Origin of the sequence: Domibacillus sp. DTU_2020_1001157_1_SI_ALB_TIR_016 (assembly GCF_032341995.1) — a bacterium.
Lineage (GTDB): Bacteria > Bacillota > Bacilli > Bacillales > Domibacillaceae > Domibacillus > Domibacillus indicus_A.
The window spans coordinates 212,672-227,702 of record NZ_CP135438.1; the positions used below are offsets into that span (position 1 = coordinate 212,672).

General features: G+C 41.3%; 13 protein-coding genes and 1 rRNA gene. 2 read left to right on the forward strand and 12 right to left on the reverse strand.

Annotation, left to right across the window (positions count from 1 at the left end):
- Positions 1-146: 146 nt before the first annotated feature.
- From RRU94_RS00945 to RRU94_RS00985, 10 genes are all read right to left on the reverse strand, one after another.
- The gene (locus RRU94_RS00945) at positions 147-2,336 is read right to left on the reverse strand and encodes a transglutaminase TgpA family protein (protein ID WP_315691417.1); all 2,190 of its coding nucleotides are present in this window, start codon (positions 2,334-2,336) and stop codon (positions 147-149) included.
- Positions 2,333-3,529 (reverse strand): DUF58 domain-containing protein, encoded by a 1,197-nt coding sequence (locus RRU94_RS00950; protein ID WP_315691418.1) that lies wholly within the window; start codon positions 3,527-3,529, stop codon positions 2,333-2,335. Before RRU94_RS00950 ends, RRU94_RS00945 begins: the two co-directional genes overlap by 4 nt.
- Entirely contained in the window at positions 3,526-4,479 is a 954-nt protein-coding gene (locus RRU94_RS00955; protein WP_315691419.1) for an AAA family ATPase, read from the reverse strand. The genes RRU94_RS00950 and RRU94_RS00955 overlap by 4 nt, the downstream gene beginning before the upstream one ends.
- 425 nt (positions 4,480-4,904) lie before the next feature.
- A complete protein-coding gene (locus RRU94_RS00960; protein ID WP_315691420.1) occupies positions 4,905-5,990 on the reverse strand; it encodes an alpha/beta hydrolase in 1,086 nt (361 codons plus the stop codon).
- Positions 5,991-6,662: 672 nt separating this feature from the next.
- Positions 6,663-7,832: a (R)-mandelonitrile lyase gene (locus tag RRU94_RS00965; protein WP_315691421.1), complete on the reverse strand. Its 1,170-nt coding sequence runs from the start codon at positions 7,830-7,832 to the stop codon at positions 6,663-6,665.
- 382 nt (positions 7,833-8,214) lie between these two features.
- A complete protein-coding gene (locus RRU94_RS00970) occupies positions 8,215-8,592 on the reverse strand; it encodes a MerR family transcriptional regulator (RefSeq protein WP_315691422.1) in 378 nt (125 codons plus the stop codon).
- A gap of 513 nt (positions 8,593-9,105) precedes the next feature.
- On the reverse strand, positions 9,106-9,225 hold the full coding sequence (locus RRU94_RS25620) for an ABC-2 family transporter protein (RefSeq protein ID WP_410492962.1): 120 nt from the start codon (positions 9,223-9,225) through the stop codon (positions 9,106-9,108).
- Positions 9,226-9,376: 151 nt separating this feature from the next.
- Entirely contained in the window at positions 9,377-10,549 is a 1,173-nt protein-coding gene (locus RRU94_RS00975) for an MFS transporter (RefSeq protein ID WP_315691423.1), read from the reverse strand.
- 27 nt (positions 10,550-10,576) lie between these two features.
- Complete coding sequence (locus RRU94_RS00980) at positions 10,577-11,107, reverse strand: cyclophilin-like fold protein (RefSeq protein ID WP_315691424.1); 531 nt, start codon at positions 11,105-11,107, stop codon at positions 10,577-10,579.
- Entirely contained in the window at positions 11,067-11,354 is a 288-nt protein-coding gene (locus RRU94_RS00985; protein WP_315691425.1) for an SDR family oxidoreductase, read from the reverse strand. Before RRU94_RS00985 ends, RRU94_RS00980 begins: the two co-directional genes overlap by 41 nt.
- Positions 11,355-11,587: 233 nt before the next feature.
- Here RRU94_RS00985 and RRU94_RS00990 point away from each other — a divergent pair, with 233 nt between their 5' ends.
- The gene (locus tag RRU94_RS00990) at positions 11,588-12,133 is read left to right on the forward strand and encodes a TetR/AcrR family transcriptional regulator (RefSeq protein WP_315691426.1); all 546 of its coding nucleotides are present in this window, start codon (positions 11,588-11,590) and stop codon (positions 12,131-12,133) included.
- A 642-nt stretch (positions 12,134-12,775) separates the two neighbouring features.
- Here the strand turns inward: RRU94_RS00990 and RRU94_RS00995 are convergent.
- Entirely contained in the window at positions 12,776-13,192 is a 417-nt protein-coding gene (locus RRU94_RS00995; RefSeq protein WP_315691914.1) for a MerR family transcriptional regulator, read from the reverse strand.
- Between the two features lie 386 nt (positions 13,193-13,578).
- Here RRU94_RS00995 and RRU94_RS01000 point away from each other — a divergent pair, with 386 nt between their 5' ends.
- Positions 13,579-14,619 (forward strand): NAD(P)-dependent alcohol dehydrogenase, encoded by a 1,041-nt coding sequence (locus RRU94_RS01000; protein WP_315691427.1) that lies wholly within the window; start codon positions 13,579-13,581, stop codon positions 14,617-14,619.
- Positions 14,620-14,846: 227 nt separating this feature from the next.
- On the opposite strand, the gene rrf is transcribed toward RRU94_RS01000, so the two are convergent.
- Positions 14,847-14,962 (reverse strand): 5S ribosomal RNA (gene rrf, locus RRU94_RS01005).
- Positions 14,963-15,031 lie beyond the last annotated feature (69 nt).

Below are 15,031 nucleotides of genomic sequence, written 5' to 3' on the forward strand. Positions count from 1 at the left end.
GGAATCGTTGGATTTCTGATTCCTAACGGGGCTGAACTAGCGACCTCTACCCTATCCAGGCAGATAATTACGAAAACGACCATCTAAGGAAGTGTGAATAGCCTGTAGAACCTGACAGCTTTTTAAAAAAAAGCTTCATAACCCATTTAAGAACTGGTTTTCTTCATAAGGCTTTCCCATTCATTTCTCGCATGGTTCCATGTGCCATTCGGAAGACGGTCTCTGTATAAATATTGCTCATAATGGGCGGTGAGACCGCTCATTGTGCTGCTGGAAAACTGAGTGTCGATTTCCTTTGCATAGCCGCTCAGCGTTTGGCCTTTTTTTCTCTTCAGTCCAGAGCGGTCCAGCTGGGCAAGAAGAACAAGGTATGCTTCCGGGAAATGGTGATCCTCTTTCTTTTGTTTAAACATGAAAATGTAATAGAAAGGCATCCATTTTCTCCGGTACCGGTAGCATAGCGCAGCAAGAATAAGCGCTGCTCCAGCCAGAAAAGCAATGGTTTTCCAATTCGTTTTCAGAAATGATTCTGTAGTCGCCTCCGACGCTTCTCTAGAATCTTCATCAAGACCCTCTTCTGCCTGTGTCGGATCTTCCACTGTAGACTGTTCTGGCGTTTCGGTTGGTGTTTCAGCCGGTATTTCTTCATTTACTGGTGTTTGAGATGTTTCCTCTAATTCTGGAACCGCTGCATTCGTAAACCCCTGTGTCGGTTCAAAAGGAACCCAGCCAATACCCGGAAAGAACACCTCGACCCACGAATGCGCATTTTCACCTGTCACCTGATACAGCTGATTTCCGGATTCCGTCGTTTCCAGGTAGGTTCCTTCTGTGTAACCCTTTACCCAGCGGGCAGGGATGTCAATTGTTCTTAGCATAACAGCCATCGAGGTTGAAAAATTGTCACAGTAGCCGCGTCTCGTATCAAATAAAAACTGGGCGACGTAATCTTCACCTTCTGACGGAACAGGCACATCCACCTGCTCATACGTAAAGCCGCTGGAGCTGAAATAGGCTTCAATCGCTTTTGCTTTCTCAAACCACGTTTCATGCTCCTCTGTAATATCCAGCGCCAGTTCTCTTATCTGTGGCGGTATATTTTCGGGAAGCTGTGTGTACCTGCCGGCAATGGCTTGAAAAGAAGAGCCAGCTTCCTCCAACGAACTGTTTTGAAGTTCTTCTGCCCGGAAAGAAGCGTGTTTATACTGAATGGAATATGATGCAGGCGCTTCTTGTTCATCCCCGTTGATTGCTATGATTTTACCGGTCCCCTCATTTAGCTCGTATCGGTAGGAGGAGGATGCTTCAATTCTCTCCAGGCCGTGCGGATATGGGATATAGCCATGATCTTCTTCGTTATAGACAATGCTTGTCCTTTCCTCTGAAGGGACTTCCTCTGTAAAAGAGAAAAAGGAAGGCGGTACCCTTCGCCTGAAAGTGAGCGGCTGCTCGTCTGGAGTGGAAGAAATCCATCCTTTTCCGGTGTATTCATCTCTAGTATCGACCTTCCAGTAATGTTCTTCTTCTACTTCGGCTGTAAAGACCACTTCACTACTAGGCAAAAACGGACCGCCAAGCTCAGAATCATCGGAACGAAATCCGCCTCCTCCTGTTTCGTCTGTCGACGTATTGCCTGAACCGCCCAGTGACTTCACGAAGGGAACAGGATTGGGCCAGACAGGGTCCGCTTTGGGAGCAGCAAAGGCAATGACTGTACTCCCGACAACGAAGACGGCCACCGAAGCCATCCATTTCAGCTTCATCATACTTTGCGTTTCAGAGTCCGTCAGCCGCCGGAAAGCCAATATTCCCATCAGGACAAAACCAATCAAAACGGACCGGATGATCGCTGTTTGTGCTGAATAGGGAGAAAACGTATCTAAAACTGTAATAAACACAATCGTAGCGAAAAAAAAGAACAGGATATTGTTTCGGATCATCAGCCAATAGTGAATTAAATACACAGTAATCCACAAAAGAGAAAAGAACAGCAGCGTCCGGATTGAATCGGACAGCCCTGTCCACTGGCCTTTTAATATCAGCTCTGTATTCTGAATCACATCGCCTAAAAACAAATTTACCATGACGCTGAAGCTGCCATAATGAATAAATTGAATACAAAACAGAATATAAATCATCTTTGAAATAGCAGAGACTAGGCGGGGTACTTCTAAAAAAGCCAGCAGCAGTGCTCCAGCAATAAAGCCAACAAAAAAGACGATATGACTTGTATCGGTTAACTGTTCAACAGGACGCAGCCACTCCCATAGAAGCAGAAAGCTGAGAACATGCAAAAGAAAAGAATTAATCGTCCACTTTGTACGCTGTTGATTCATGCCCTGCTCACCTCCGAAAAGGCCTTCGCAAATTGACCTTTATGTACCATACAAACTTTAATCCCGCGTTCTTGCTGAACCAGCTTGTGTTCCGAAGCATTTTGGCTGCCGGCAGCCAAAAAGACGATTACGAACTGGCCCTGACTTGCATAATAGCGGGCTCGTTCGATCACTTTTTCAGTCAGCTGCACGGTCACAAGCAAAAGAGTACGGCTCTGCTGGATAAACGCTGTTTCATTTTCCAGGACTTTTGCAAAAGAAACAGTCCCTGCCTCTTTAATGGTCGCCAGGTGATAAAAAAGCTGCTGCTCCTGTCCCTCGCCGCCGCGAATCGCAAAACTGCCGCCGTTATCGCTTGCTGTCAGCAGCCCGACTTGTGCACCTGACCGGATGATGCCCTTAATAGCAGAAGCCGTAAACGAAACAACTGTTTCAAACTGCGCTGAAGGCGTGCAATCCATCACAATCATGACATCGTGAGACCGGTACTGTTCGAACTCCTTCGTCATTAAGCTGTTACATTTCGCCGTGGCTTTCCAATTGATCAAGGATAGTCGGTCACCCGGCTGATAGCTGCGAATGCCGACAGACATGGAAGTGTCCTGGTTTTGATATGCCCTTGCTGTCATCGCAGAGCCTTGACCAGCCGAACCAGAAATCGGCCGGTATTGAAGCTCTTCGAAAGAAGGATACACCACTATTTTATTTTCGATTGCAATCTGTTTTTCTTTTTCAATAAGACCGAATAAATCGCCTGTTTTCACACGAATTCCCGTGAAGTGGTGTTCTCCTCTTGGCATCTGGCTGATCTCATAGCTGAGCGCCAGCTTTTTTTTAAAGCCAGGAACCAGGACTTTCTTTATCTGCTGTTCAGAGAGTAAGGAGGAGCTGCTAATCATTTCTTCTGCGATGATATAAAAAAGCGGGAATCGGTTTTTTCTTGAAAGTGTGATTTGAACGCGGACCTGCTCTTGGAAAAGAAACTCTTGTTTAAAAAATGTTCTTTCACCTTTAAGGGACAAAGGATAAAAAAACAACATGAACGCATAAAAAGCGATGGGAAGAAAGCTGTAAAATAAGAACCAGCTGACAAATCCTCCTTGAAACATCGCATACGAAAAAGCAAGAACAGTCAGCCCTATTAAAAATAGGAATCGGCAGAATTCTTTTTTTTTCGAGAAGGCGCTGTTCATTCGGCCACGTGCCTTTGAACCGGCACTGAAACCAGGCCTAACAATTGCTCAATTACATTTTCGACATTGATCCCTTCAAAACGGGATTCTGGTTTTAAAATAATCCGGTGGGCAAAAACAAACGGAGCGAGATACTGTATATCATCAGGAAGCACATAGTCTCTGTTATGCATAAAAGCCAGCGCTTGTGAGGCTTTCATGAGGGCAATGGAACCACGGGGGCTGACGCCTAGGAAAACACTTTTGTGAGAACGGGTGGCCGCAGAAAGCTCGGCAATATACCTTCTGACAGATTCGTCTACATAAACGCCTTTAATATCGAGCTGCAGCTGCCGGAGTTCCGGAAGGCTGACAACCGGCTGAAGATCTTCAATAGGCGGTACATTTTGAGCTCTCTTTAAAACATCCATTTCTTCCTTTAAAGTAGGATAGCCCATTTTCATTTTTAATAAAAAGCGGTCCAGCTGAGCTTCTGGCAGAGGATAAGTGCCTTCATATTCGATCGGATTTTGTGTAGCCATGACAAAAAACGGCTTTTCAAGCACGTGGGTTATACCATCCACTGTAATGCTGTTTTCCTCCATGCTTTCGAGGAGCGCAGACTGGGTTTTAGGCGACGTCCGGTTAATTTCATCGGCGAGAATGATATTGCCCATAATCGGACCCGGGTAAAATTGAAAGTCCATATCGCGCGGGTTATAAATCGATACACCCATAATATCGGATGGAAGTAAATCCGGTGTAAACTGGATTCTTCGCAGCTCTGCACTAATCGACTTTGCCAGTGCCCTGACCATCGTGGTTTTCCCGACACCGGGCACATCTTCAAGCAGCACATGGCCTTCGGCGAGAAGCGCCACCAGTGTTAGTTTAGCCACCTCCTGTTTGCCCGCTATCACTTGTTCAATATTTTGAAGAATTTTATCAATCTCAGGATGCAGCTGGTTCATCCGTTCCGTCCCTCCTGGCTTTATGACACAATCAATCCATCTGATAAAAATAGATTAATAAATGATCAGAAATTTCGATTTATTTCATCTGAATATAAGTTTAACGTATGTGTCTTGTATGGTGTCAAATTTTAACTATTAAATCAACAGCATAATGTCTCCAAACGAGACTTCCGCCACTAAATTTTGGATAAAGAATTCATTTCCTTTCGATTTTGGCATCGGCTCCTCACTCAATTACAGTGCTTCTATACCACCAAATCGGCTAACAACAATGCGTTTGTTTGCTAACATTTCTATCCTGCATACCTTGATTTATTCGGACAAAAAAGTGTGAACCCCGCCTATCTTATCGGGATTCACACAGCAGCTTCACTCAGTGCACCATTGTCGCGCAAAACTCTCTATGATCTTCAACACAAGCTTTATTTTTTCTTCAGATTTTCTTTGAAGAAGGACTCGAGCTTGTCAAAAGGGATTAAATTCACCCGGTCGTACAGATCCACATGACCTGCGCTCGGAACAATGTAGAGTTCCTTCGGTTCGCCTGCCAGCTTGTAGGCGTCTTCGCTGAACTCTCTGGAATGAGCGTTTTCACCCGTGATGAAAAGCATCGGACGAGGAGAAATCGTCTCTATGTCTTCGAACGGGTAAAAATTCATGAACTTGACGTTACTGGTCAGCGTCGGGTGTGTCGTGAGTTCAGGTGACGAGCTCTTGGGAGTAAATTCACCTCTTGGAGTCCGGTAGAAGTCATAAAACTCACGTTCAATGGCGGTAGAGTTTTCATTCAGTTCATGTACTGTCCCACTGGTGTATTTGGTTTCACCGCCTGTGAACTCCACATAGCGCTGCTCTGCTGCCTCTTCGAGAATCTTCTTTCTCTGCTCGAGAGTCTGCGAGTGTTTAAGCCCGTTACGGTTGGCGGCACCCATGTCGTACATACTGACTGTCGCAATGGCTTTCATGCGTGGGTCGATCTTGGCTGCGCTGATAGCAAAGCTTCCGCTGCCACAAATCCCGAGAACACCAATCTGCTCCCTGTCAACAAACGAACGGGTGCCTAGGAAATCCACCGCAGCACTGAAATCCTCGGCATAGATATCCGGCGAAACAGCATTGCGAGGCTGACCCTCACTCTCTCCCCAGAAAGACAAATCCAGGGATAAAGTGACAAATCCCTTTTCGGCCATTTTCTGGGCATACAAATTCGCACTTTGTTCTTTTACTGCACCCATAGGATGCCCGACAATAATCGCGGGATTTTTAGTGTGTTTCTTCAAACCTTTGGGAATAAAAAGATTCCCTGCAACATTCATGTTGTATTGATTTTTAAACTCAACCTTCTTCATGGTTACCTTGTTGCTCTTGTAAAAGTTGTCTGCTCCATTGGACAAGTCCGGCGTGTATGCAGCGCCAGCGCCAGACTTGGATGCAACGATGGTCGTGGATAAAAGCAAGCCCAATGCTATCACTGTGAGTACACGCGTAATAATAGATTTCTTTTTCATTTTAAGTCCCTCCAATGTTTTTCCTGATGTTATTACTCTTCTGTTCACGTTCGCAAATTGTCCGAAATATATTTTGCTAGCGTGCTTTATTCCCCCTCTCTAGACAAGTTAAAGTCAGGGTACAACTTTAAGTGAACTTTAAGTCAATAGAATCCATCAAAAATTCCATCAAAAGATTAAAAAGACTTATTTTATTACATATTTAACCTTTTTTATATACCTTCCAACAGTACTTTCCCGCATATCACAGAAAGGACGGATAGAAGGGATAACTAATAAACTATATTTCTATTTCCTCTTTTCTATAAATTCTTTATACAATTCAATTCATGCTTTCAAATACTGCTGCAATCCAACTTCTAAACACCCTCTCAGCGTACATAGAGCCAAAATGAGCCTAAAGCTTTAACGTGGGCTTGATGATCATTTTGGTGCAAAGCTTAATTAAACGAAAAACACCGTTTCTGTCTGGCTTAATTGGAAATGCCCAAATTCCAAGACCAAACAGAAATGGTGTTTCGTTTTTCAGTAACCCCATGCTTTCTGATTTAAAAAGCAATGCAGGTTTACCTATATACACCTGGTTCAACTGGCAAACTGTACTTTTGTTTCACCAAGAAACTCTATTTGCTGGAAAGCAGCTGATAATGAGGATTACTTTAGCATAGAACCTTATTTTGCTCTGCTGCTTAAAACCTGATTTAATACTTCCTCGGCATTATCGGCTTCTTCTTTGCCTACTTCGTCTTCAAGGACTGACACCACGCTCTTCATTTGATCCTCCGTCAGTCCGGTATTAAACCCAATATTAAAATGCGCCTGCAGCTGAGAATTGACACCTTCCATATTGGCCAGTGCCGCAATGGTTGCCAGCTCTCTGCTCTGGAAATCCAGATTGTCTCGTCCGAAGATATCTCCGAACAGGTGCCCTTTCAAAAACTCATCGATGGCTGGAGTGAATGTATAAATTGCTCCTGTAACTGGCGCTCCAACCAGGCTCGTTTGAATGTCCGTTCCAAGTTCAATGCTGCTTTTATCGGCCGGAAGCTGGCTTGCTTCAGGACCCATTTCATCCTTGATGCCTGCCGCTTCCCGCTCTTCTATAACAGCCATAAGGGTATTGATCCCGTTTAAACTGCGAGGGAATCCCGCATAGGCATACATCTGCACAAGGACTTCTTTTATCTCATTGACAGTTAAGCCCGCATCCAATCCTTCGTTCAAGGCGGTTTCTAGTTGCGGCAAATCACCATCGGCGGTAAATGCTGCAATCATCACGATGCTTTCTTGTCTTTCATTTAAAGCTTGTATTTCCTTTTTCTCTTTTTTGATTTTCTCTTTTTTACTTTGCGCACCATATTGCTCGTCGCTAACCTTCTCCAGCCATTCAGCGTTTTTACCATCGAGCACTCCTGTAAGAGCAACGTGTGTCATGGCTTCCGTAGATGAAGCTCCATGCCAGTGTTTGACGCCAGGCGGAAACCAGATCACATCACCTTCCCGGACCTCCTTAATCGGGCCACCCCACTCTTGCACCCAGCCAACACCTTCTGTAATGATCAGTCTCTGCCCTGTCGGATGAGTGTGCCAGGCGGTTCTTGCTCCCGGCTGGAATGTCACATATGCACCAGAATAAGGGGCTGGTTCATTTTCAGTAAATAGAGGATCAACGCGTACATTACCAGTAAAATATTCAGCCGGCCCCTTATAGGAATCCTCCAGGCTGCCTTGAGTAATGGTCATTGAATCAGAGTTTTTTTCAGCTGCCATCGCCTGTCCTGCATCGGTACCTCCTGAAGCGAAGAAAGAAAGTGACAAAGTTAGCGCTGTAAGTTTTTTCATTGTTTTCTCCTTTCAATTCCAGTTTCAAAGTTAGTAAAAGAATACGAGCAGAATACTGTTTTAAAATGCCGCATGACGTACAACCAGCATAGCGAGAACTCGATTAAAAATTTTCACATTAGTTTTTTTGAACTAATAGAGAACTAAAATTCTCTTAATCTTATTCCGTATAACCATTTCGTGATAGAGGTGTATTGTGGTTCTGCAAAGATTTATTGACCTGCTCAACGAAATTAGACAACAGAATTCAAAGTCTGCTTCAACAATGGATCGTCGATTTGACCATTTATCCCAAAGGTATCTGCCTTATTAAGTCGAGAATCCAGTTTCATCGCTCTTTAGAAATTGTCAATCCTTATGCATGATTATTTTCCGTCAAAGGTTAACATTTCATTTCCTCCTCTTTTTTAAGCAATAATCCGTCATAGTATTTAATTTTTTTATCTAGTCTTTTGACTGTTTCTTCAATCTCTAGCAATTTCGCTGCTAATCGCTGTCTTTCTTCAACCAGAATATTTTTGCGGGCTTTTAGAGTCTTATCTCCTTCGGTAAATAAAGAGGTGTATTCAATTAATGACTCAATACTTAAACCGGCATTTCGCATACATTTTGCAAACTCAATCCATTTAATGTCCTCTTCACCATAGTTACGAATGCCATTTTCTTTACGCTTTACAGGCGGGATCAAGCCTATGCGTTCGTAATATCTGAGAGTGGCTGCTGTTAGATCAAACTGCTTTGCAACTTGTGCAATATTCATCCTCTTCACTCCAACTCTTTTATGTATGAAGATTCAATCGTTTAAAGTTAGCTTTAAGAACTGCTAACTACATACTCGCTTCCGGTCAACATATTAGTACAGTCCATTGATTAATCAATATCTGTCTATAATTTTTAAACAGAAACATCGTGCTTACAATAGGCAATCCAATCCTATCTGTTCATTAGTGAACAAATCAATCGGATTTGTTGATTATTTAAAGGTATTGAGACAATCTTAATCAAGGTATCCAACCCACTGCCTAGAATAATACACGCATAAAAGTGTAGTTATACGAATGGGTTAAGGGACTTTGATTTAAACTAACCCTGCTCAATATATAAGGATAAAACCTATTTAAAAACTTTAAGTTATGATTACTGATTTAATAAATAAACTTACCTGCATGTTGTCTATTTCAATTTAAAAAGGCATGTTTTGATACTTAATCAAAACATGCCCAGAATCTCAATTTTTAATTGTATATTAGTTAAATCCAAACGGCTAAGTTTTTTAACTGCTTGCACTGGTATAATTCACAAGTGCGAACTTCCAAAATCGGCGTGCCAGCCAAAAGAAGATGACAGCTACAATGATTGATATAACCGTTGACCGCCCATCCCACTGACCAATTCAAGAACTTGCCGAGGTAAACGTAAGAAATGCTGATGGAAAAATATAGATTAAAGCTATACGCAGCCACCCTTTATACACCGTAATAGGGAACCGCGTTGTATAAATTAATAATGATTATGAAGCTCTTAGAGAATGTTGAATTTATTCCTTATCTAGAAAGTTGTTGTTTAGGAATAAACATATAGTTTCTAAGTAAAATAGTTACCAAACTTAGTAACAATGATAGGATTCCCACGAATACGACGTATTGTGTACCCATTCCAGATATAAATAACCCGCCTAGAGATGCACCTAATGTTGTTCCTACGTTACAGGATGATATAAATAATCCATTGGCAAAATCAGGCGCTTCGGGTGCTGAAGACGCAATCAAATATTGATTAATATTTGCCATTATTCCTCCAGCTAATATTCCCCAAATTAAAGTTATAACTGCCATAGGTATGGCAAACTGTCCTGCGAAAAATAAAATGATGTAAACAGCACTCATTAACAAAGGAAAAGATACTACAGATTTGGTGGCACTATGAGTAAGTAACTTTCCTGCGACAATGTTTCCAATAATATTGGCTCCACCGAAGATGAATAACGTTAAACTTATGGTATTCGGAGCCATATTCGTTACTGTTTTCAGATATTCAGCAAGATAACTATAAACCCCAAACACGGCTGAGTTTAATAAAATGACAGTCACGATGGAAATCCATATAATAGGTTTTTTTAATATGGAAAATTGTGTACCATAAGAAAGTCTTTCTTCAACAGGCATCGATGGTACAAAAATCAATGTAGCAATGAATACAATAGCATTCACAATAGCAAAGAATGCCATCGCCATATCATACGAAACGGCACTTTCAATAAAACTTGCGATCGGTACGCCGGCTACCATACCAGCAGATACTCCTATAAATACTTTAGAAACAGCTTTTGGAGCTTCTTCTTTACTTACTGAGGAAGCAGCTACGGTAAATGCCAAGGAACAATAAACTGGATGAAAAAAGGCTGGAATGATACGAGAAGTTAATAGAATGGTGAAGTTAGACGCAAATAAGGACACAATGTTCCCCAGAACAAAAATGCTAAGAACCAGTAACATGACTTTCTTACGATTCATACCCGAGAACAATAACGGCAAAATTGGGCCAGATACTGCAACACCAAGGGCAAAAATACTCACCAGTAGCCCTGCTTGAGATACACTGACGTTAAAGTGATCAGCGATGGAAGGCAATAACCCAATAACCCCCATTTCAGTATTTAAAATACCGAAAACACCGACGGTTAATATAAATATAAGCAAATTGTTTTGTTTGGCCAAAAGTAATATACCTCCTCATTTCTTCTTTTAATCAATTTTTTCTATTTGAACTGTAAAATTGTCCTTAATGCTTTCAAACTTTTCTACTCCAGATTCAATCTTTCCTAATTTAATAAGTCCATTTGAATACCCAAAATCTTTATAAAATATAGCCAAATTTCCCCGGGGAGCATAATAAGTAAAATCTCCAGCTAAAGGTTCACTGCCTGACGAGGCTTTTTCTGTAGATAGTTTTTTTGATAAGTAACTAATTTTTTCTGTTTGGGCATAATCTTCTAACGTTATTGTTAACGGCAGTTGTGATAAAAAATCCCTGCTTGTTGGATTATCATACATATTTACAAGTACTTCTTCGTTGCTAAACGTTAATTTTACTTTAGCATCTTCCATAACAACTAACCCCCCATTATTAATTATAGAATCCTTGCCATTCTGCTTGTTCGGTTCATCGATTTTAACTAATTGTTCACCGCTTGAATTTGTATTTGCCGTATCATCATTGGCTTTTCCCCCATTATCACTGTTTCCGCAAGCCTCCTGCGTTGTTATAGAGTACATTGACACGGCCATATTTTCCGATTGCTGTATCGATAACTGCTTGTACTTCCTCTTTATTCGTTACATCTGCTGCCTCATATGAAATTTCAGCATATGGCAATGATTCAACAAGTGCTTTCAAGCGATCCTCACGACGGGCTGCAATGACTAATTTTGCTCCTTCTTGTGCAAGCTTCTTGGTAGCAGCTTCACCAATCCCACTTGAGGCGCCCATAATAACAACAACTTTATCTTGAATCGTAGACATAATTGATAACATCCTTTCTTTTGGTTAGGAAGACAATTTATTTTTGCAGCTAGAGTAGTAGACATTGACTTTGTCCAGAAAAGAAAATCATCATTGATTGATTAATCAACATATGTTTATAATTTTAAAGAGAAGCAAGTTGCTTTCAATGGTTAAATGAACGTAATTCGTTGATTACTCAACAAATTTATAAAAATTGTTGAGTATCTTCAAGGGAGCTTGGTGACTTAACAATGACTAAAGTGGATAGAAGAATAACCAAAAGCCAGGAAGCCATTAAAAAGGCCCTTATTGAACTGATGTCCGAAAAGGGTTTCGATGATATTACCATTCAGGATATTGCTGACAGGGCAAATGTTAACCGAGGAACGATCTATCTTCATTACTTGGATAAATTCGATTTACTGGATAAGATAATTGAGGAACATATAAACAACATGAGTGATTTTTGTGAATCGGCAACTGAAATGGATTGGATTGAATCGACTGTACACTGCATGGAATATCTTGAAAGTAATTTTTTATTTTTTTCGACGATGTTGAAGAGTGAAGGCGCCTCATACTTTCGTAATCAGTTCCTTAAGTTTAATATCGAAGAATTCAAGAAAGATGTGGATATAACAAAAGGGAAAAATTATGGTCAAAGTGAAGACGTAATTGTTCAATTTGTTGCGAATGCTTACGTAGGAATAGTGGAATGGTGGTTAAAGAATGGAATGCCTTATCCACCCCGTGTTATGGCAGAAAAAGTGGGGGATTTGTTAGAAAGGATTGTATAAACATCCCTTACATTAATGAAGAAAAAAGGATATCCATGAACTTCATGGCATTCTTCGTTTAAAGTCATGCAAAAATACATTGCTGTGTTAGATATAAAAAAGAGCTTGTGCCACACAACGATCCTGAAAACATAAAATGGCTCAACACGGTTATAATTTCTTATTCAACACAACGAAAATATGGCTCATAACGAATAAAAAACAGAAGATGCGGTAATATACTGCATCTTCTGTTTTTTGTATGATCCCATGCAAGTATCAAAATTACATAATATTGTGGGACAAAATTTGCTGTTCATGTCATCATGGAAGTAATGCGCTAGGAAAAAAGAGAAAATAACATTCGCTTAACCATTATTTCATCAGGAGCTGTTTTAACTAAGCTTTATAAAGCGACTAATGACCCCGGCATTTGTTGAGATGGCAGAGAATACTCCCGCTGACATTGATTTAGATTTAAAGTCAAGTGACAATGCAGATGCAGTAGCTTATGCCATTAGCACCCCTGAAACTGTTACAGTAAGTGAAATCTTGATTCGTCCAACGAAACAAATAACCTAATTACGTAAGCGGCAGTAAATGATACACACAAAAACCACCTGGATTTCATATGCACCGTTATGAAATCCAGGCGGTTTTCTGTTAATTAGTAATGAAACTCCCTATTTTATCGTTTTTATGGATATCTTCCGTTCCTGCATCCAATGCAGTCTTGTAATACATACATTTATGATCGATGACTTCCATTGTTTTTCTTAGTTCTTCCATCTGTGCTTCTACACTAGCTTTTCGTTCCATAAACATGTCATATCTTTGCTGCAAGGTAGAATCTCCTTCAGAACACCAATCAATGAAACTCTTAATTTCCTTAATAGGCATCCCGGTGGCTTTTAAACATTCAATTATTTTTAAAGCGCCGATATCGGATTCTTTAAATACTCTTGTTCCGCTCGGTGTCCGTTCTACAAAAGGCATAAGCCCCTCCTTGTCGTAGTAACGCAAGGTATACACTGTAAGATTCAATTCTTTTGCAGCTTCGCTGATAGAATATGTTTTCATCATTTATTTCCTCTTTTTCACCATCTATACTTTGAGTTAACTCTATGTTTTGAGGGAATTTTATCACGGTATTTGTGGAATGTCAAAATCAACTTATAGGGAAAGCAGAAATGGACTCTGTTTAACGGGGATAGGCTTACTAAAAAAAGAATGCAGCTAGCTTTAGGGCTATATTGATAGATGATATGAAACCTGTATGGGCGGGAATCTTTTAAAAAAATATAAGCTATCCACTTGACCTAGAGTTAACTATAGGGATTAACATTGTTATGCAAGAGAAAAAAGCAGGGACGGAAATGAATGAAAAGATTTTTAACCTGGTTTATTCATTTATACCTGACACAGGCGCCTTCTCTTGAAAAATATACATTATAGGAGGATTTTTTATGGTAACTGCTAAAGCACGGGCTGTCGACGGTCCAGACAAACCGTTTCGAGCTGCCGAAATTAAACGACGCGATCTGGATTTGCATGATATTTTGATTGAAATTAAGTATGCAGGCATATGCCATTCTGACATCCATACTGCTCATGGCGAATGGGGTCCCGTGAACTATCCTCTCGTACCTGGACACGAGATTGCGGGAATTGTCACGGATGTAGGAGCCGAGGTCACAAAGTACAAGGTCGGTGACCGGGTAGGAGTCGGGTGTATGGTTGACTCCTGCGGCGAATGTGAGAACTGCCGTAAAGGAGAAGAACAATACTGTCTCAAAGGAAATGTTCCTACCTACGCTGGCGTTGACAAATACGGCGAACCAACTCAAGGCGGCTATTCTACTCACATTGTGGTAACTGAGGATTTCGTAGTCAGAATTCCTGATAGCATTGAGCTTGACGCCGCAGCACCATTACTTTGCGCAGGCATTACAACCTATTCGCCACTAAACCATTGGGGAGCTGGTCCAGGCAAAAAAGTAGCTGTGGTTGGCATGGGCGGTCTTGGTCACATGGCCGTTAAAATTGCACATGCGATGGGTGCGGAAGTCACTGTTCTGTCACAAACATTAAGTAAAAAAGAAGATGGCTTACAATTTGGTGCTGAAAATTACTATGCCACAAGCGACCCAGAAACATTCGTGAAACTTGCCGGAACCTTTGACTTAATTATTAACACGGTAAGTGCAAAAATTGACATTAATGCTTACTTCTCACTGTTAACGCTGGATGGTACTCTGGTAAACGTTGGTGCGCCTGCAGAGCCATTGTCAGTAAATGTGTTCTCTCTCATCGGTCACCGCCGTTCATTTGCAGGTTCAATGATTGGAGGCATCCGTGAGACTCAGGAAATGTTGGAATTCTGTGGAAAACATAATATTGTTCCTAAGATTGAAATCATTTCAGCCGACCAAATTGACGAAGCTTACGAACGCGTATTAGCTTCAGATGTGAAGTATCGATTTGTGATTGACATCAGCACAATGTGAGTTGCGTAAATAATAAATTCTAATGTTAATTTCGAGAGTGTACTCCCACAATTTAAAGACAAAACACCGCCTGAATAAAATTCAAGCGGTGTTTATCTATATAAGAGGAGGTGCTTGCTATAGCACCCGCCTTTTCTTTATAGGTTTTCCAAAAATCAAATTCTTTCTCATGGAAGATGTTCCCGAAATAAAAAGAACAGCTTCCGCTGTCCTCATCCTCACTGCTTGCCTGGCGGCGTCCTGCTCTCACAGGGGGAAACCCCCAACTACCATCGGCGCTGAAGAGCTTAACGGCCGTGTTCGGGATGGGAACGGGTGTGACCTCTTCGCTATTGCCACCAGACTATGTATGGAACAAAATTGTTCCTTCAAAACTGGATAATCTCTGTAAAGTAACGGCATACCGTGCCAT